12 protein-coding genes are annotated in these 18,176 nt (G+C 67.5%); 5 read left to right on the top strand and 7 right to left on the bottom strand.

Annotation, left to right across the window (positions count from 1 at the left end):
- The first annotated feature begins 638 nt into the window (after nt 1–638).
- Both AB0D29_RS36770 and AB0D29_RS36765 read left to right on the top strand, forming a co-directional pair.
- Nucleotides 639–3,032: a Helicase associated domain protein gene (locus tag AB0D29_RS36770; protein ID WP_362860205.1), complete on the top strand. Its 2,394-nt coding sequence runs from the start codon at nt 639–641 to the stop codon at nt 3,030–3,032.
- A gap of 150 nt (nt 3,033–3,182) precedes the next feature.
- A complete protein-coding gene (locus AB0D29_RS36765) occupies nt 3,183–4,187 on the top strand; it encodes a DUF3800 domain-containing protein (RefSeq protein ID WP_362860204.1) in 1,005 nt (334 codons plus the stop codon).
- Between the two features lie 242 nt (nt 4,188–4,429).
- Here the strand turns inward: AB0D29_RS36765 and AB0D29_RS36760 are convergent, their stop codons facing one another.
- From AB0D29_RS36760 to AB0D29_RS36740, 5 genes are all read right to left on the bottom strand, one after another.
- The gene (locus AB0D29_RS36760) at nt 4,430–5,899 is read right to left on the bottom strand and encodes a serine/threonine-protein kinase (RefSeq protein ID WP_362860203.1); all 1,470 of its coding nucleotides are present in this window, start codon (nt 5,897–5,899) and stop codon (nt 4,430–4,432) included.
- 259 nt (nt 5,900–6,158) lie between these two features.
- Nucleotides 6,159–7,478: an ATP-binding protein gene (locus tag AB0D29_RS36755; RefSeq protein ID WP_362860202.1), complete on the bottom strand. Its 1,320-nt coding sequence runs from the start codon at nt 7,476–7,478 to the stop codon at nt 6,159–6,161.
- 394 nt (nt 7,479–7,872) lie between these two features.
- Nucleotides 7,873–10,308, bottom strand: a complete 2,436-nt coding sequence (locus AB0D29_RS36750) for a site-specific integrase (protein ID WP_362860201.1) — start codon at nt 10,306–10,308, stop codon at nt 7,873–7,875.
- Complete coding sequence (locus AB0D29_RS36745; protein WP_362860200.1) at nt 10,305–10,646, bottom strand: helix-turn-helix transcriptional regulator; 342 nt, start codon at nt 10,644–10,646, stop codon at nt 10,305–10,307. The genes AB0D29_RS36750 and AB0D29_RS36745 overlap by 4 nt, the downstream gene beginning before the upstream one ends.
- 5 nt (nt 10,647–10,651) lie before the next feature.
- Entirely contained in the window at nt 10,652–11,767 is a 1,116-nt protein-coding gene (locus tag AB0D29_RS36740) for a tyrosine-type recombinase/integrase (protein WP_362860199.1), read from the bottom strand.
- A gap of 277 nt (nt 11,768–12,044) precedes the next feature.
- On the opposite strand from AB0D29_RS36740, the gene AB0D29_RS36735 reads away from it, so the two are divergent.
- The 3 genes from AB0D29_RS36735 to AB0D29_RS36725 all read left to right on the top strand — a co-directional run bounded on the left by AB0D29_RS36735 (nt 12,045) and on the right by AB0D29_RS36725 (nt 15,118).
- Nucleotides 12,045–13,685 (top strand): Helicase associated domain protein, encoded by a 1,641-nt coding sequence (locus AB0D29_RS36735; RefSeq protein WP_362860198.1) that lies wholly within the window; start codon nt 12,045–12,047, stop codon nt 13,683–13,685.
- Nucleotides 13,686–14,073: 388 nt separating this feature from the next.
- Nucleotides 14,074–14,397: a hypothetical protein gene (locus AB0D29_RS36730; RefSeq protein WP_362860208.1), complete on the top strand. Its 324-nt coding sequence runs from the start codon at nt 14,074–14,076 to the stop codon at nt 14,395–14,397.
- Complete coding sequence (locus tag AB0D29_RS36725) at nt 14,282–15,118, top strand: Helicase associated domain protein (RefSeq protein WP_362860197.1); 837 nt, start codon at nt 14,282–14,284, stop codon at nt 15,116–15,118. Before AB0D29_RS36730 ends, AB0D29_RS36725 begins: the two co-directional genes overlap by 116 nt.
- On the opposite strand, the gene AB0D29_RS36720 is transcribed toward AB0D29_RS36725, so the two are convergent.
- Both AB0D29_RS36720 and AB0D29_RS36715 read right to left on the bottom strand, forming a co-directional pair.
- Nucleotides 15,048–15,818 carry a hypothetical protein gene (locus AB0D29_RS36720; RefSeq protein WP_362860196.1) on the bottom strand — a complete coding sequence of 257 codons (771 nt, stop codon included), beginning with the start codon at nt 15,816–15,818 and terminating at the stop codon, nt 15,048–15,050. The genes AB0D29_RS36725 and AB0D29_RS36720 overlap by 71 nt on opposite strands.
- A 387-nt stretch (nt 15,819–16,205) precedes the next feature.
- Nucleotides 16,206–17,681: a hypothetical protein gene (locus AB0D29_RS36715; RefSeq protein ID WP_362860195.1), complete on the bottom strand. Its 1,476-nt coding sequence runs from the start codon at nt 17,679–17,681 to the stop codon at nt 16,206–16,208.
- Between the last annotated feature and the right edge of the window lie 495 nt (nt 17,682–18,176).

Here is an 18,176-nt window from a genome sequence, read left to right as displayed (position 1 = left end):
TTCTTATACGGCCACCACCGAGATAAACACCATCATAACCACCCTCTTCCCCTCCACGACCCTCTTCCTATCTGCCTAATTGTGACGCCCCTCCGCACGCGGAGGGCCGGCCGTGCTGACGCACGGCCAGATTCCCGCGCAAGCGCGGGAATTGAATTCCGCAAGCGGAATTCAGAGGGAATGCAATTCGCGCAAGCGCGAATTGCTGGGAGTCCCCGCAAGCGGGGCCTCCATGGCTGGCAGCAAGGGGCCGGTGCATCATCTGCGGCAGTGTGTAGAGTCTGGGATTTGAAGCCACCACCCTGTGAGGGAGGGTGGTGGCTCCTCGGCCGGGTCGAAGGCCGGCCCATCGTAGTGACGGGCTCCGCTGCGCTCTACCCAAACCCCCTTCCTGACTCTGCCGATCGTGTGGCCACATCCAACGGAATCCCGCCATCATACACTCACAACTCCCGTTCAGGGGGCGGAACTGTCGAAGCATCACCCGCACGACGGACCATCGGCAGAGATGGATGCATCATGATGATGTAGTGTGTAGAGTCTGGGATCAGACGGCATCACCACCAGGGGCCCGCGTCACGCCTCCGAGGAAATCGCTGCCGAAGCACGCCGGATTCCTCGAGAAGGAGAGCACGGTAATGACCGTGAAGCTACGTGATCACCAGGTCGAGGCCGTTGACGCCATTGTGCGCGGCCTGGATGTACCGCCGGGAGGGATTCCAGCGAATGGTCTGCGGGGGCAGGTCATTGCCGCGTGTGGGACGGGAAAGACCATCATGGCCGCCTCCGCGGCGCAGCGGATGGTGCCGAGTGGGCGGACGCTCGTCCTGGTGTCGACGCTGGATCTTCTGACTCAGACGGTGCAGGCGTGGCATGCGGCTGGGCACAGGGGGCCGGCGGTTGCGGTCTGTTCGCTCCAGGACGACCCGGACCTGTGGAACCTGAGGGTGCGGTGCACGACGAGTCCGCCGCAGCTCGCCCTGTGGCACGGCACCGGGCCGGTCACCATCTACGCCACCTACGCCTCCTTGGGTGTGCTGGCGGAGGCGTTCGAGGGCGTCTACGGGCAGCAGCTGGCCCCGATGGACCTCGCGGTAGTCGACGAGGCGCACCGGACGAGTGGGTCGATGGGGAAGGCGTGGGCGGAGATCCACGCGCAGAGCGTGATCCCGGCGGCGCGCCGGCTGTATCTGACGGCGACGCCGCGGATCTGGCAGGAGCGGCCGAACTGGGAGGTGTCCGAGGGGGTACGGGAGGCGCTGCCGAAGGAGATGGCGGCTTCCATGGACGATGAGGCCATTTTCGGGCCGGTCCTCTACAAGCTCAGCCTCGCCGAGGCGGTGTCCCGGGGGCTCCTTGCCCGCTACCAGCTGATCATTGCCGAGATCCAGGACCCCGTTCTCACGCCGGATCGCCTGTATGGCAAGGAGGCGTACGGGGAAGAGATCCGTGGGCAGCGGATCGCGGCCCTGCAGGCCGCGCTGCTGCGCACGATGGCCGAGTACGGGCTCCAGAGCACCATCACCTTCCACCACCGCACCATCGACGCCCAGGCCTACGCCGAAGGCCTGCCGGCCGTCGCCGCGAAACTGCGCGCAGACGACCCCGTCAAGTACCCCGCCAAGGTGTGGGCGGACTGGCTGTGCGGGGAACACGCCCCCGAGCAGCGCCGGTCCGTCCTCAGGGAGTTCGGCGCGACTGCCCGCCGTGCGATTCTTTCGAATTGTCGGGTTTTGGGTGAAGGTGTCGATATTCGAGCAGTGGACAGCGTGGCCCTCCTGGACCCGAAGGGCGCCCCGCACGACATCGTCCAGGCCATCGGCCGGGCGCTCCGGCAAAAGCCCGGAGCGGGCAAACTGGCGTCCCTGATCGTGCCGGTATTCCTCAAGCCCGGCGAAAAACCCGAGGAAATGCCCACATCGCCGAGTTACCGCCATCTGGTAAAGGTATTGCAAGCCCTCCGGGCACACGATGAAGAGGCCATCGAGATACTCGCCATCCCGCAAGAACCCCGGAAGAGGTTCGTGGACCCGTCCACAGATATCGGCGAGGCACCCGAGGAAGGCAAGGAGGAATCACGGCTGCTGCTCCGTTTCGCCGCCCCGCGGGACCCGGTGATGGTCGCCGAGTGGGTGTCGTTCAACGTGATCGACGTCGAGAAGCAGGATTGGTGGCGCGGCTACTCTGCGTTGAAAAAGTTCACACAGCGTGAGCAGCACGCTCGGGTCCCGTACGACCACAAGGAGGGGGCCTACCCCCTCGGGCGGTGGGTGGCGGAACAGCGACGCGCCTACGGTACCGGGCAGATGACCGGCAAGCGGGCCGCCCGGCTGGAGGCGCTGGAGATGGTGTGGGACGCCGCCGACGCCGCGTTCCAGGAGAACCTGGCCGCGGCGCGCGTCTACTACCAACAGCACTGGACCCTCTGCTGCCCCCGCACCGCAACAGCGCTCGACCGGCCGTTGGGACAGTGGATTTCGAATCTGCGCCGCCCCGGCGCGCTGGTCGGCCACCCCGAACGGGAAGCCGCGCTCGCCGCGATCGACCCCGAATGGAACCCGGCATGGGCCCCGGACTGGCAGCGCCACTACGCCGCGGTGCGGGAGATGCTCGCCGAGGAGACCGCCCCCGCACGCATCGAGCCGGGTGTCACCGTCCATGGCATGGACATCGGACGATGGCTCCAGAAACAGTGCCAGCACACGGTGTGGGCAAGGCTCATGGACGAACAGCGCGAACGCCTGGGACGACTCGGCATCCAGCCCCTACCGCCGGGGCAGGAAGCCCCCGCAAAGGCCCGCACGGGCGGTTCTGGGGCCTTCGAGCGGGGCACCGCGGCCCTGGCGCAGTACAAGACCCGTACGGGCTCTCTCACGGTCCCCAGGAGCCACGTAGAAACCGTCGCCGTTGACGGCCAGGAGCACGCCGTGAAGCTCGGCGTATTCCTCTCCAACATCAAGACCCGCCGCGCCAAGCTCACCCCCGAGCAGCTCGCCGCACTAGCCGCCCTCGGGCTGGAGTGGGCTTCCTGACCACCGGCGCTGACCCCACCCACGCGTAGGCGCGGGGCGCGATGCCGGTGGTCCGGGTCAACTCCTGTCCGTACTCTCGCCGGGGTGCCTGCCCTCGCGGCCGTCGAAACGCAATGGCCCCGCCCCGATGTTGGCGGGCATCCTTCACACATGTCCTCTTCGTCGCCTCCTGAGGCCGCTGTCGTCTACGTCGACGAGTCGGCCAACTCGGGCCAGAACCTCCTTGACGTGCATCAGCCCGTATTCACGGTGGCCGGGGTTCACCTGCCCGACGACCTCGCCGACGCCATCGTCGACGAGGTCCGCGCCCAGCTTCCTGCCAACGTGAAGGAACCGAAGTACAGCTCCCTCGCGGGCTCCTCGGGCGGGCGGAAGGCTCTGATGCGGGCGTTCTCTCGGCTACCCGAGGGGAGCGTGCAGACGTACTTGGTGCATAAGCGGTTCATGGTGATCACCAAGCTGGTCGATCTGCTGGTGGAACCGCGGGCATACGCCAACGGGATCAACCTGTACGAGGGCAAGCAGTCGCTGCGCTTCGCCGAGGCGCTGTACCTCGGCGGCCCGGTGTTGGGAGACGCGGGCGCCTACGAGCGGCTGCTCCAGATCTTCGTCGACTGGGTGCGTGGGCGCGTCGCGACCGATGACCTGTTCGAGGCCATCGCTGCCCTCAAGGCCTCCGTGCAGCACACGGGCTTCCTGCGGTTCGTCGACGAGCTGGAGCGGTGCCGTGACATCGCCGACGAGACGGCGACGCGCTTCGCGGCTGGCCACCACAAGGACGAAATCGACCCGGCTGTCACCGCCTTGTACTGCCTGGGGCTCGGCTTCGGAGAGAGCCTTGGTCGGCACTTCCGTCTCGTCCACGACCAGTCGAAGGTGATCGACCGGAACGCCGTCCTGCTGCGGACGGTGCACTTCTTCCCGGACCCCGCCCGGCCGGGCAAGTTCAGTCGGCAGCTGCCGGTCCTCGGGATCGAATTCGCTGATAGTGAGACGCACCAGCAACTCCAGTTGGCGGACTGGGCCGCGGGCGCGACGAGGCAGTGGGCGCAGCACATGGCGGTCGGCGGTGGGGACAGGTTTTCGCAGGAGCTGGAGGCTGTGGCTAGGCCGTGGCTCATCGACGGAATCTGGCCGCCTGCCGGTCAGGCGTGACGAACTGGATGGTGCCGGGGCCCCGCCCGCGGAGACCAAGAAGCTGGTCAGGACGCTCCTCCAGACCGCGTTCACCCGCTAGAAGCGCAACAACGAAAAGAGGCCGAATAGGCAGTCCCGGCTGTACTGCGTCCCGTCACCGGGGCCTGTCCCGTGCGGGCCGCTGCCGAGCGCAGTCCGTCCAGACGATGACCGTGAGAACGGCGCCCGCTCCAGCCGATGGGGCGCCGTGTTCGAATGCATCACTTCCTCCAGGATCCGTGCGGGTCGCGCTCAGGCATGCGGCTGGGGTGCCCGAGCTCTCCACTGGCCGCCTTGGCCAGCCAGCTCGTCCACCTGTCGATGAACTCGTCCAGATCGCCGATCGAGAGAGGGGTGAAGGGCCAGGCCACCTGGTGCATGGCCATGCCAGGGCCGACCGCCCCGCGAGCCTCGTGGTGGGGGTCGAGGACGAACGGGTCCATCGTCGACATCACGCTGCGCAGCGGTGTCGCCATGAAGGCCGTCTCGAACCACTGGTATCGCTCGGCCGTCTTGGCGTCCGCGTACCAGAGAGAGTGGCTGCGCCCCTCGTAGCCGAGCCGGTTCTGCGGGATCTTGAGCTGGATAGTCGCGTGGGCGATCACGTCGAACGGCGCCATCGTCTCGGTGTTCCAGAGGCTGGGGTTGGTCTCCTTGGCCCCGGTAAAGGTCAACTGGGCGCTGGACAGTCGGACGGTCCAGCCTCCCTGGTTGCCCCTACGCACCTCAGCCGTCGAGGCAATGTTCGTGATCGTCGTCAGCAGCTGGTCGGAGATGAGGGTGAGCGATGTGCGGGCGGCTTCCAGAAGGTCCCGGCGCCGCTCGGCTTCGGTCGCTTCCGCTGACGCTTGGCGGTCGGCTTCAGAGCGGCGTGCAGCTTCGGCCCGGTTCGCCTCTGCCAGTGCGGCCGGCCCGCCTGACAGGGATGCGGTCGGGATGCGGTGCAGTCTCTCCAGCACGTTGCCGGCCGCGGGGCGGCTCTGGGGGGCACGGAAGAGACATTCGGTGATCAGTGCAGCGAGTAGAGCAGGTGCGGTGGCAAGCGGCGGTGGTGTGCCGTGCAGGTGCTGCTCTTGGTAGTCGTGCTCGGCTGGTCCGGTGAAGGGTGTGGTCCCCTCCAGGAGCTCGTAGGCAAGGACGCCCAGGGCATAGATGTCGGTCGCGCCGGTGGCTCGCTGGTACTTCCAGCATTCGGGTGCCATGTATGGGAGGGTTCCCCCGCCCTTGTAGGTGTGCTGGGCTGTGGTTGCTTCGGCGTAGCGAGCGATACCGAAGTCGGCCAGACACCAATGCCCGTTGAGGAGCAGGACGTTCTCCGGCTTGAGGTCGCGGTGGACGACCCGGCCGTCGAGGTCGGTCAAGGTCTCGGCAATGTCCGTCAGGACACGCACGGCCTCGGCCAGGGCGAGGGTTCCGTGCTGCTGCAGGTGCGCCCGCAGGGACTTCTCCGCCCGGGGCATGACAAGCACCCAGTGGTCCTCGTGCTCACCGTTGTCGAGGATCGGAACGACGTTGCGCACGCCGTCGAGTTCGGTGAACAGCAGCTCCCGCTCGGCACCGGGCCGCTTCGGTATCAGCTTCACCGCGGCGGGCAAGCCGTCGGCGTCCTGTGCCGCGTAGACGGCGCCGAAGCCGCCACGCTCGCCGATGGGCTCGCCCACGACCCAATCACGGTCCAGTTCCAGTCTCATGAGCACGCGCCTCGCCATCGTCGACCGCTCTGTCCGAATCATCATGCCGGAGCACTCCGACACCCGATCCACGCGAGCACGATGGCGGGCGCCCCGCGCGACGGGGTCAACGGCTATCGATGGGAGCATCTCCGCCTTGCGGTGCATGCCATGTTGCCGCTCGAACCGTGTCCTTCAAGGTCATTGGGTCGGCAGCTCGGCGAAGGCACCAAGGCGATCTGGGGAGCTTCGCTGAGCTGCCGGTAAGCGGCTACCGCTCCTACTTCGCGTCCCAGCCTGTGAGTGTGCTGCGGTAGTCCTCGAGACGGTCCAGTCGAATGTCCCCGTCGGGGGTAAGGACGTGGGGCTGATGGGCTCCCATGTCGGCCAAGAGATCGGATACGAGGGAGTAGGCCGCGATGACGGCCTCCTTCTTGTCGGTGGTGATGGCGGCCAGGGCCGCCGTGGTCTGGGCGGGCGTCGCCGGCAGAGGTCCGGCGGGGCCGTGCTGGAATGCGCTCTGCGAGACAACGAGACGCAAGGAGCCGAGATCGTCGTCGAAGCAGTGAAGTGCTGCTGAGAGCAGCAGATCGCCCGCCGCGCCGGTCTCTGCAGCCCAGGCCGCAGCCGCCTGTACCTGGGCCACCAGCGCAAGCTCGAGGCCTCGCTGGTACAGCTTTTTGGGGCCGTCGGGGTCGTGAGGTGCCGCCCGAATTTCCAGTGGCAACGCAGCGCAGATGGAGCCGTCCTGATGGAGCTGACCGGTGGGGATCCCCTCGAAGCGGACCTGGCGACGCCCGACGAGAGCAGGGTGGTCTGGCTGCATACTGTTGGTCACCGCCTGGCCGGCGAGCGTGGAGAAGCGCTCGAGAGCTGCGGTGCGCTCCGCCTGGGTCGTCAGGGAGCAGTTGCCGCGGACTGCAGGGACCGCGGTGACGGTGGCCCAGACCGGATACCAGGAGGCGCGGTTACCGCCGGCGGGCACTTCGGCCGTCACGTGGGTGGTCAGGCACCGCAGGCCTGCGGTGAAGACATCGTGCAGGCGGTCGATGTCCGAGGATGCGGCGTGGAAGCGGTCACGGTAGCGCTGAGCGATCTCGGATTCGGCGAGGGTGCGCGTGGTGGTGCCGTGCCTGACATGCACGCGGAAGTTGTAGTCGTTGCCTGGGGCCGCAACCGCGTGCGGAGCCTGCGTGCTCGGAGGCAGGGTGATCAGCCAGTAGACCTTGCCCTCGTCGGCGGATTTCAGAGAGCGCACGTCGACGTTGGGGACGACGGGCTGTATCCAGTTGGCGAGGACGGAGCGAATCCATTCCTCGCCGCGGCCGGGGGCCGGCTCGGCAGGGGCCAGGGCGTGGGCGTAGTCCTGCTTGCCGTCGTCGACGCCGATGACGATCAAGCCACCAACGGTGTTGGCCATGGCACACACGTCCTTCGCGAGCTCCTTCTTGCCCGCGTCGGTGCCCTGGTAGAAGTCCTTCTTCCAGTCGAGGTCGACGCCCTCGGGTATCTGGTTATCGACCGCCTTCTTCAGGTCGTCCTCAGTGAGGCCGTCAGGATGTTGTCCCAGGGCGGCGGTGAGCCGTGCGGGCAGAGCCATCGGTACTCCAGTGCAGCCGGTACAAGCCGGCAAGCGCCGGCCGGACCACGCTAGAGGCACGTGCCCGGGCTCACCCGGTATTTCTACTCATGCTGCGGTTCTCCGACTCGTGATCTTGCCGCTGCGTGGTGTGCGAGGTGAGGGCCGAAGTTCGGCCGTGCCCGTGCGCGGAGCCAGTCGCTCTAGGGACGTGGCCATGGCGTACAGGCCGTCTGTGGACTTCAGTAGCGCGCCCGAGGCAGCGGGATTCCCGGGGCTCCTTGCCTGTCTCCATCAGCCCTCCACGGACCAGCACTCGAGCTCAGTCCGGAGAGTGCTAACAGTTAGGGATGGGCGTAATCCGTCCTCAGCCTGGGCATTCGGAGGCTTGCAATATCCGACTGCACCATAGGAGTCAGCTGGGCTGCGAGGGTGTGCGCCGACGGCGGGCTGCGTCCGCGGCGTAGGCGGTCCAGTCGCCGGCAGCGATCTGCTGCCAGGTCACTGCGGTGTCTGTGGTGACTCCGAGGAGCGTGGCGAGGAGGGCGGCAGGCAGTTCACCGGCGAGTGCGAACAGGGCTGTGGAGCGGTCGGCTCGTGGGCGCAGGCCGATCTTTTTCAGTCGTTCGTCGAGGCCGGCGAAGTCGAGTGGGGTGCCTGGGCGGATTCCCGGGAACAGCCAGGGGGTGTCGGCGGCGGTGGAGCTGTCCTTGTTGCGGCCGCGGTGGCGGGTGGCGGTCAGTTCGCGGACGAGGCCGGCGATGGGCTCAGGGAGGGTGATGGGTTTGCGGCCGCAGCGGATTTGGGTGGATCTGTCTGTGGAGAGCACGTGGGCGGTGGTGAGCCGGCAGATGGCAGCGGGGCGCTGGGCGTACAGCAGCACGAGGAGTCCTGCCACGCGGTCGGCGGTGGGGATGGTGCCGTCGTGCAGGAGCCTGCGGGCCTGTGCCCACCGTCGTTCGGTGTCCAGGGCGGTAGTGGGGCCGGGCCAGGCGACGGCGTGGTAGGTCAAGTTTTGAGCGTGTCGGTGGGTGACTGCCCAGCGGATGAAGTGGCTGGTCTCGCGGGGGTAGGTGGAGTGCGGGTCGGTGATCTGGGCCTCGAGGTCGGCCTGCGTGCAGATGGCGAGGGTCAGGTCGTGCTCATGTAGCCAGTCGAGGAAGTTCATGGCAGCGGTGATGTGGCTGTGGACGTTGACGGCCTGCAGGCGGGTGGCCGGGGTGCCGAGCAGACGGCTGCGCAGGCGGCGCAGGTGGTGCCAGATCGCGTAGCTGTGCAGGATGCGGCGGTGTTCGGGGTCGGTGCGGTCCTGGAGCGTCTGATGGATCCACTGTTCGAGACGGACGAGGTATTCGTCGCGGGCGGGCAGCGCCCGGGCTGCGACGAGGACAGCGCGTAGATGGTCGACGGCTTTGCCGTGGGGCAGGGTGTCGAGGAGGCCGTGGGTGAGCGGGCGGCCTGCGGTGGCGATGCTCTGCAGGATGGTGCCTGCCGGGGGCCGGGCGAGCCAGGCCAGGGTGGTGTCGGGCCGGCCGTGACCTGTCAGCGCGGTGTGCAGCGGGGTCACGTAGTCGGAAAGCTGGCCGTTGGGGGCTGTGAGGTGTGCGCGCAGACGCTGGTCCAGGAGGCAGTACGTGCAGGGGCGGGCGGTCAGCTGCCAGGGGGCCTTGCAGGTCGTGCAGCGTTTCCAGAATTGTGGGTCTGGGTTGACGCACTGGGCGCACAGCGGGGTGGTGGTGGAGCCGCCGCGGACCGGGGCGACGGTGGAGCAGCGGGTGCAGACCGCCCAGCGCTTCTCGCAGGCATCGCACCAGGGTTTTCCTGTGGTCGGGGAGATCCATCCTGGCCGTGTGCGTTCGCAGATCGAGCAGGTGATGTGCTGGCGGGGGCGGCAGTTGCTGCAGTAGGGGCCGTCGGAGCGGCGGGCTGCAACCTGGCGTCGGCGTCCGCAGCCGCAGCACTGTTCGTGGTTGATCGGGTCGCGTTGCAGGCAGGGCGAGCAGATCGGAGCCCCGTCACTGTCGCGTGTGGCGGGGTCTCGCAGGGCCCCGCAGCGCGCGCACGCGGTGGCTCTCGCGCGGCCGTAGCAGGTCCGGCAGATCCGCACCCCCTGGTGCACTGCCGTCAGCGGGAGCAGCCGGTTGCATCGCGGGCAGAGGGGTTTGGCCACCTGGGAGGCGCCCACGCTGGTGAGCTCGTCGATGAGCCGCAAGACGGCCGGGGATGGTGCCTGGTGGGCGTTCTTGGTCAGTAGGTCGGGCTGATCGAGGATCTGGCGGGCCAGCCGCTGCCGGGTGCGGGGCAGGGCCGCAGCGCGGGTCAGTGCCTTCAGCGCACTGGTCCGGGTCAGGGCCGGATCCAGGGCTGTGAGCAGCAGGATCAGTTCTTCGACGGAGTGTGTGTCCGGGAGGCGGCAGCCCTTGCAGTGTGGCTGGCTCTGGCCGTCGCGGTACGGCAGCCGACGGTGGCGGCCGCATCCGGCGCAGGTTCCGTGCCGGGCGGTACAGGTCGTGCAGCGAAAGGAGCTGCTTGCCCATCGCCGTAGCCCGTTCTGAGGGCGGTCACAGCGGTCACAGCGGGGTGCGGCGATGGCTTGGGCTCCGGCAGCACGTAAGGCGACCAGCAGCTCGGCGACGGCGCGCGGTGCAGGCGGACGCCCCGTGGTGAGCAGACCGGGGTCGGCTGCGAGGGCCCGCGCCAGGCGGCGCTGCTTGGCGCGGTCGCGGGTCAGGCCGGTCACGATGCGGTGGATCTCGTCGCGGGACAGGTGCTGCTCGATCCGGCAGACCAGGTCGACTGTCAGAGCGGCGGGATCGTGGTCAGGGTCGGCGTTGGTGCCGATTCCGGTCACGGCCCCGCCTCGGTGATCCGGGCCCGTCGGGGGCGCAGGCTTCCCAGGGTGCTCTTTGTGTGGTCGCCGCCTGCCTGTGCGGTTTTCGGTTTGCGTGCTTCTGTCTGGGTGGCCACCGGTTCGATCAAGTCGTCCATGGTGCAGTCGAGGATGTCGAGGAGGGCCATGAGGATCTTCAGGCTCAGCCGTTCCGGGCGTTCGACGACCAGGCGGTAGACCTGGCTGGTGGACAGGGTGATGCCTCGTTCCTGCAGGGGTGGCAGCAGGTCGGTGGTGGAGAACATGCCGCGGTTGGCCATGACCTGGCGCAGGCGCCAGCGGTAGTCGAGGTTTCTCATCCGCTTCACTCCCCCGCTGCCGGCCGTGCGTCGAAGGCCGGAGCCAGCGCACGGGCCAGGGCCGCGTTCATGAAGTCGTCGCTGACGTGGGTGTAGATGGCTGTGGAGGTGTCGCACTCGTGGCCGACCTGCTGCTGGATGAACCGCCGGTCCACGCCGTCTTCGGTCAGGTGGGTGACGTAGGAGTGCCGCAGGGAGTGCGGCACCAGTGCCTCGGGCAGGCCGAGGGCCTGGCGGTAGGCGACGAACCGGGCGTTGATCTCCGGAGGTTTGATCCGTCCGCCGCGTTCGGTCACCCACAAGGCGGGATGGTCCGCGCAGCCGAACCGGGGCCGGACGTTGTCGACGTAGTCGGCCACCGCCTCCACCGCCCAGTCCATCACCGACAGCACGTTGCGGCGTCGTGGGGGCTGGCCGCGTTTGGCTTTGCCGTAGCGGACGTTGAGAGTACCGAACCGGCCGAACGCGGGGGCGGCGGGGTTACGGCCGAAGTCCGCCAGATCCAACCGGGCGGCCTCACCACGGCGAAGACCCCACCCATAGATGACTTTGAAAAGGGTGGCATCCCGGTAGGCCGCAAGAGCGCCCTTGCGTCTGGCCCGCACGGCCCGCTCCACTTGGCCGTCCGCGTAGTCCAGGAACTGCTGCAGCTCCTCGCGGGTGAACGGGCGTGCCTCGGGGTCGCCCTCGTAGTCGTTGAGGTGCGCGATGGTGTTCCACTCGTGGCAGATCGCCACCGGGTGGGTGCCGAACCGTTCCTCGCACTCCACCGCCCACCCGTAGCGGGGGTCGATCAGGTACTCGCTGAACAGCCTCAGCTCGCACTGGTAGGCCCGTACCGTGGACGGCGCCAGGTGGCGCTCTCCCAGCAGCGACGCCGACCACTCGTCCATGTGGGCAGGCATCCACGCCCACGGAAAGTCGTTCGTGAACGCCGAAAAGCGGCGCACTGTCTGCTCCCGCGCGATCAGGGTGTCTTTCTTGACTCCCCGAGCCATCTGTTGCGCCTTCCAGCCACACAGCATCGCCTCGAACAGAGCCTCCTGCGGGCGCAGATGCGCCACTCCCGCGACCAGCTCCAGGCGCGCTGTCCCAGCCAGTCCCGTCTCCTGCTGGACCATCACCGGTCACCTCTCCCGTCCGACGGGCCGATCCTGCATCAGACGGGATGAGCTCCACAAAGATCCTGAAAAACGCGCATGTCAGGGAGTAGCGTGACTAAGTTGAGCGATCGAAGCCGAGCTGCGCGGCAGGCGCATCGCTCCCACCTGACGCAATACCCGACAGTCGAAGTATCAGATCGTCGTCGCCGAACTCACCGACCCGCTCGTCACCCCCGCCCGGCTGAACGGGGAGGAGCGGTACGAGGAGCAGCTGCGCGGCCAGCGCCTCGCCGCCATGCAGACCACGCTCCTGGAGACCATGGCCGCCCACAGGCTGCAGACCACCATCACCTTCCACCACCGCACCATCGAGGCCGAGGCCTTCGCCGCAGGGCTCGACCGCGTCGCCCGCCGGCTCCACGCCGTCGACCCCGTCCGGCATCCGGAACGGGTCTGGTCGGGATGGCTCTGCGGGGAACACGAAGGCACCCACCGGCAGGCCGTGCTCGCGGACTTCGGCCGCCGGGCCGGCTGCGCCGTACTCAGTAACTGCCGGGTCCTGGGCGAAGGCGTCGACATCAGAAGCGTGGACTCAGTAGCCCTAGTCGACCCCAAGGGATCAGCCGTCGACATCGTCCAGGCCATCGGCCGGGCCCTGCGGCAGAAGCCCGGCGAAGGGAAGATGGCCACCCTCATCGTGCCCGTATTTTTGCGGGAAGACGAAAAGCCTGAGGACATGCTTTCGTCGAATTCATACCGGCCACTCATTCGTGTATTGGAGGGGCTTCGGGCACACGATGAAAAGGCCGTGGAAATGCTTGCTATTCCACAAGAGAACCAGAAGAGGGTCGTAAACCCCTCCGTGTCGGTCGGGAAGGCCCCGGAAGAGGGCGAGGAGGAGTCGCGGCTGCTGCTCCGGTTCGCGACCCCTCGGGACCCGGCGCTCATCGCGAAATGGATCACCTACCAGGTCATCAACACCGAACGGCAGGACTGGCGCCGCGGCGCCGAGGCCGCACTGCGCTACCGGCAGAGGGAAGGCGATCTAGACGTCCCCTACGAGCACGTCGAGCCGGAGGGGGCGTTCCCCCTGGGGCGGTGGCTGTCCGACCAGCGCAGGGCCTACCGGGCCGGGACCATGACCGGCGAGCGGGCCGCCGAGCTGGAAGAAATCGGGATCGTCTGGGACACCGCCGACCACGGGTTCGCAACCAACCTCGCCGCGGCACGGGCCTACCACTCGCTGCACGGGACCCTCGCGGCCCCACGGGGCGCCACCATCCTCGACATCGCGATCGGGCAGTGGCTGACGAACGTGCGCCGCCCGGGCGGGCTGGGCAAGGACCCCGCACGCGCGCAGCGGCGAGCAGCGGCGCTCGCCGCGATCGACCCCGACTGGAACCCCCGCGAGGGTGGGTGGACGGTCGACTGGCAACGCCACTACACCTACCTGGGGCAGATCCTCGCGTGCGGCGCCCGGCTCAACGACGTCGTGCCCGGGGTGACCCGACACGGGGAGGACATCGGCCGGTGGCTCGCCACCCAACGCCGCGGCTGGAACCGGCTCAACGAGGAACAGCAACGCCGACTCGCCGAACTCGGCGTGACAAAGACCCCACCCGCCCGCAAGACGGCGGCGAAAACGGCTACGGCGCCCGGGCCGCGCGCCGGCGGGGAGGCATTCCAGAAAGGCCTTGAGGCCCTCCAGCAGTACACCGCACGGGAAGGCGCCCTGCCCGGGCGGGCACACATCGAGCATCTCCCGGATGGTCCTCACCGGGTGGGCATCTGGCTCGGCAACCAGAAAGCCCGCCGCGACCGACTCGACCAGGCGCAGCTCGCCGCGCTCGCCGAGCTCGGCGTCCACTGGGCTCGGGCCGACGGGCAGACCTCACCCCTTATGCCGCCCGCGGATGCCTCGTACGAAGGTGCTTGAGCTGATCCCGTGGTCCGGTCCCTGCTCGGCGAAGAGTTCCAGCACAGCCTCCTCTCCCCGCAGGCGCAAGATCGAAGGGCCGTCGAGGCCATTGTGCGGGTCTCGATATGGCTCAAGGCGGCTGACAGGAGACCTAACCGGCGGTGGCCCGGCGGTTCGGCTGCATCCCCAGGTACAGACCCCCTACACACGGCAGGCATCCCATGGGACACACAATGCCCACTCACGGTCAGTGACGGATCCAGGTCCGACAGCACTGTCAAGCCCCGACATCCCGTGCCGTGACCCAGGACACCCGTGCGGGGCTCAATGGATCCCAGGACGACACCCGAAACGATGCAGGCCCCCAGACCGCGTCCGTACCCCGTCACCCAAGGAGTCCCACCCCATGACCGCCACCAGGACCCGACTCCTCACCGCAATAACCGCCACCCTCCTGGCCGCCGCGGGCGCCTCACTGTCTTCCACCGCATACGCCGCGCCCACGAGCATCACCGCCGACGACGACACCACCCGCCCCGTCAACCACGTCACCCGCGGCAAATGGGTCGACGGACAGGTATGGGAAGTCCCCTGGGACTATCCCGGGTCTTTCCTTGGAGGAGGTAGCGCAGGTTCCCCTCCGGCTACCGACCCCGACGTCCAGTACTCCTGGGTCGACTACTCCCCGGGGTGGGCCAACCACAAGTGGAGCTCCGGCCCCGACCTCTGACCCAACCCACCGCGCTGCAGGCCGCCGGACCCGCCACGGCTCCGGCGGCCAGTACCTCACGAACATCCGCCGCCCCGGCGGACTCGGCAAAGACCCCGACCGCGCGCAGCGGCGAGCCGCCGCGCTCACCGCGACCGACCCCGACTGGAACCCGGGGACGCTGGGGTGGACGGTCGACTGGCAACGGCACTACACCTACCTCACCCAACTCCTCGCCGAAGGCGCCCGCCCGGCCGCGATCGTCCCCGGGGTGACCCGACACGGCGACGACATCGGACGGTGGCTCACCACCCAACGCCAGAACTGGGACCTGCTCAACGAGGAACAGCAACGCCGACTCGGCGAACTCGGCGTGAAGAAGGCCGTACGGGTGCGTAAGACGGCGGCGAAAACGGCCACGGCGACCGGGCAACGCACAGGCGGCACGGCCTTCCAGAAGGGTCTTGAGGCCCTGCAGCAGTACAAGGCGCGGGGAAGGCCGCGTCATCGTCCCGCGTGCCCACAGCGAGGAGTTGCCGGACGGGACGGCGGTCCGGCTGACACCCGCAGCCGACGCTACGGTCTGAACGCCGAGCAGCGCGAGCACCTGGGCGACGGAGTGAGTACGGGGCGGCTGACTGTGTGGAGGCGGTGCTGTCCTACTCAGTGCGTCAGTGGGCTGTGGCCCGCATTGTGTACCTGCTCTGGACGTGTTTCAGGAAAGCGTGGGTGTGCTGGGTGAGCGGCCGGTGCTGGCTCTCGTCGATGACCAGCGCCATGAGCACATGGTCGGGGCCTCCGGGTGCGGCGTCGCGCAGCATGGAGGCGCGGAGGTTGGGCCAGTAGCGGCCGTGAGCGAATCCTGACGCGGCTCGCCAGGCGGCGCTGACCTGGCGGGGCTGGAGGCCAATGCCGCTGGCGGCTTCCGCTATCAGTTTCCCCGCTTCCGGCTTGGCGAGTCTGCCCTGGATGCCCAAGGACGAGGCCAGGTCGTCGATGTCCTGAACGCGTTCGCGTCCCGTCTTGCCACCAGCGCCTGGCACGTGGTTGGTGTCTTCCTCGTGCTGAGCACGGTTTCTCATGTCCTCTCGCCACAGGCGCAGGGTCCGGTGGCGACGCTCGGCACGATCGTTGCCCCCGAGGAGCCAGGTAGCGGTCGCGAGGTTCTCCAGCGTGCCTCGCATGAGGGTCCACGGGCTCGACGGGTCCACTTCGCCGTGCAGCACGATCCTGCGCAGCGCGTCCGCGTGCGCGACTGCCGCGGTGAACGAGTTACGGATCAGCGTGGATGCGTCGTACGGGCCCAGCGGGGCGTCGTCCGTGGCCAGGCTGCTCGATGGCCGCGGCGCCGGCAGCTGCCGGTATGCACCCTTCCCTCGCAGGCGCTCGATGTCCGCGAACAGAGGCTGGAGGTAGGCGTACTTGAATCCGGGCGGTGTCATGGCCGCAGGGTAGAGCCGCCCACTGACAAACAGGTCGGGCCGGGCCCGCCGGGGCTCACGATGTCCCCCCATGCCGAGGCGGACCTCGACCGTACACGGATGCTCCTTACCTGCGGGGCTGAGTGCATGGGTGCGCGGAGAACCGTTCTGGGCGGCCGGGGACGGTAAGGGGGCCGGCCGTCATGTCGAGGGAGTGGGCACGGCTCTCGGTCAGCGTGCTGTGTTCTCGGTGCGGATCATGCGGCGCGGGCTCGTGCGGGCTGCCGCGAGGTCTTGTTCCAGGGAGGTAGAGCGGGTGCGGTCGTCGGGGGCGGGCAGCTGGTCGGGGAGGCGGGGGTGGGGTGATGAGCTCGTTGCGGCCTTGTCCGGCGGCCCCGGCCCTGGACATCAAGGGTTTTGAGCAGTGCTGCGGAGGAGAGCGACAGGCAGGTCAGCGACCAAGCTCACGGTTTTCATCCCGTAGGGTTCCTGCTCCGCGTCACTCAGTCTTTGCCGGCCTTCAAGGTCACGCGCGATATGGACACTCATATATGGCGTGCGTTCTGTTTTCTGGTGAGGGATTACCCACCACATAGAAACCCAGTCGGGAGGCTGGGTGAGACTCATAATAAGACTGCTCTGATAGATCCTCGCCTGATATCTAAAGAATTCATCCCCCGACTGCAGAAGCCAGTCCGGCCGCTTTTCCGTGTACCTGAGGGCGCTGTTGCCTACATCCCAGGAATATTGTACGGAAGAACTGTACTTATTTCCGAGCTTGCATCGGTCGGCCCGGATATGGGAAATCGCCGCCGCGATTTCCACTCGCCCTTCGATCCCCTTGGCCGGAACCTCGATGACAACCGTCTTCGAGAAATCATCCCCGGGGTCGAGCCGGGCGCCGGGGGTTGTAATCTGACCTGCGGCCAGGGCTCGGGATTCGGATTGGAAGGACTCGTGACTGTAGGAGTCGTACCCGTCGCCCAGCTCCGACTTCCAGTCGTCAAAATCGATACCCTTCCCCGAGAAGGTGGAGGGGTACAGCGACGCCGTCCAAATGGTCCCAACGGTGAAAACACTAATAGACCCTTCATTCCGGAAGGTGAGATCAATCGGGACATAGAGGGATCCATGAGCGATATTCTCGGATGGTTTTCCGAAGACGGCCTTGAAGGACACCTTTGGAGGTGCCACGTACGGCTTGTATACAGATGAGTGCGCAATGCTCGTGGCTCCCACCAGAGCCGAGACCACGAGGCTCACTGCGAAGCTCTTCGGATGCGGTACTTCTCGCCACGCTCGAAGCCGGCTCAGCTCCCACAGCGCCCAAATGGACCACACGGCGAGGGTGATCCAGAACCAGAACCAATCTCGGTAGTATCCCGAATCCCACCCAAGAGCCAGAAGCATCAGACTCACAACGGCCGCGATCACCACGCCGAGCAGTACGCAGCGGCTCGCGTACTTCACACGGCGCTTTCCCCAGTAGTCCACAACCGCAGCAGCCGCAAGCAGCTCGAGCAGCGCCCCAACGATGAACACAAACCCCAGCACCCGGCCGACGAATGTCAGCGCACGCAGGGCGTCGGTCAGCCCGACGGTGAACAGGACGAAAGCGCAGACCAGTAGCCCCAGACCGGCGAGACCTCCCTTCGCTCTACGGCCCCATCTGTCATCGGGCCATAGATCCGCCCTGGCCGCCCATTCGACCCTGGACGGATCATCCAAGTCGAAGTCTCGGGGAGCGCCAGCCTTCCGCAGGACCCGGCGGAGGTCCCTCACCGACCATGCCCAGCCGATAGTCACCCCGCCGACGCTGACTCGCCGCAGACCTCGGCCGTCCGGTTCATGAACGACGATGCCGCACAGCTGACCATTCGTCACGAGATTAGTGTCAGCTTTGTTCCGCGCTCTGCGAATACGGCACACCGCAGAACATCACCCGCATCCGCCGAGACCGCATCAGCGCCTGCTGCGCGACCTCCATCACCGCGCGTCCCGCCCACGACGCGGGCGACATCACCCGATGAAGGAAGTCCTTCCAAGCGGATCAGTGGGACCATGCATGCCCCTCCCCCAGGTGCGGCGGCAGCCAGCGGAGCGGCCCTCAGGACCGGCTCCTACTCACAGCCAAGCGAAAACAACCCCCGATCGTTCAGAGGAGTTTCAGAAAGTTTCCGGAGCGAGCGCATCCGCTTGACCGTGCGCCCCCACGCGCCCGCGCACACCCTCGATAGGCGCCCAGCTCAGAGCGTGGACCCCTCCCAGACACCCCTGTGCTGCGGCTGGGAACGCAGGGACCACGGCGAACCCCGCCGTGGCCGCCGCGAGGGTGAACAGCATGCGTCGCTTCACGTCTTCGTCCTCCATCCTCTGGTG

The organism is Streptomyces sp. NPDC048424 (assembly GCF_040651555.1).
Classification (GTDB): domain Bacteria; phylum Actinomycetota; class Actinomycetes; order Streptomycetales; family Streptomycetaceae; genus Streptomyces.
Note: the sequence above shows the minus strand (reverse complement) of the source record. Positions and strands in the feature narration are given on the sequence as shown.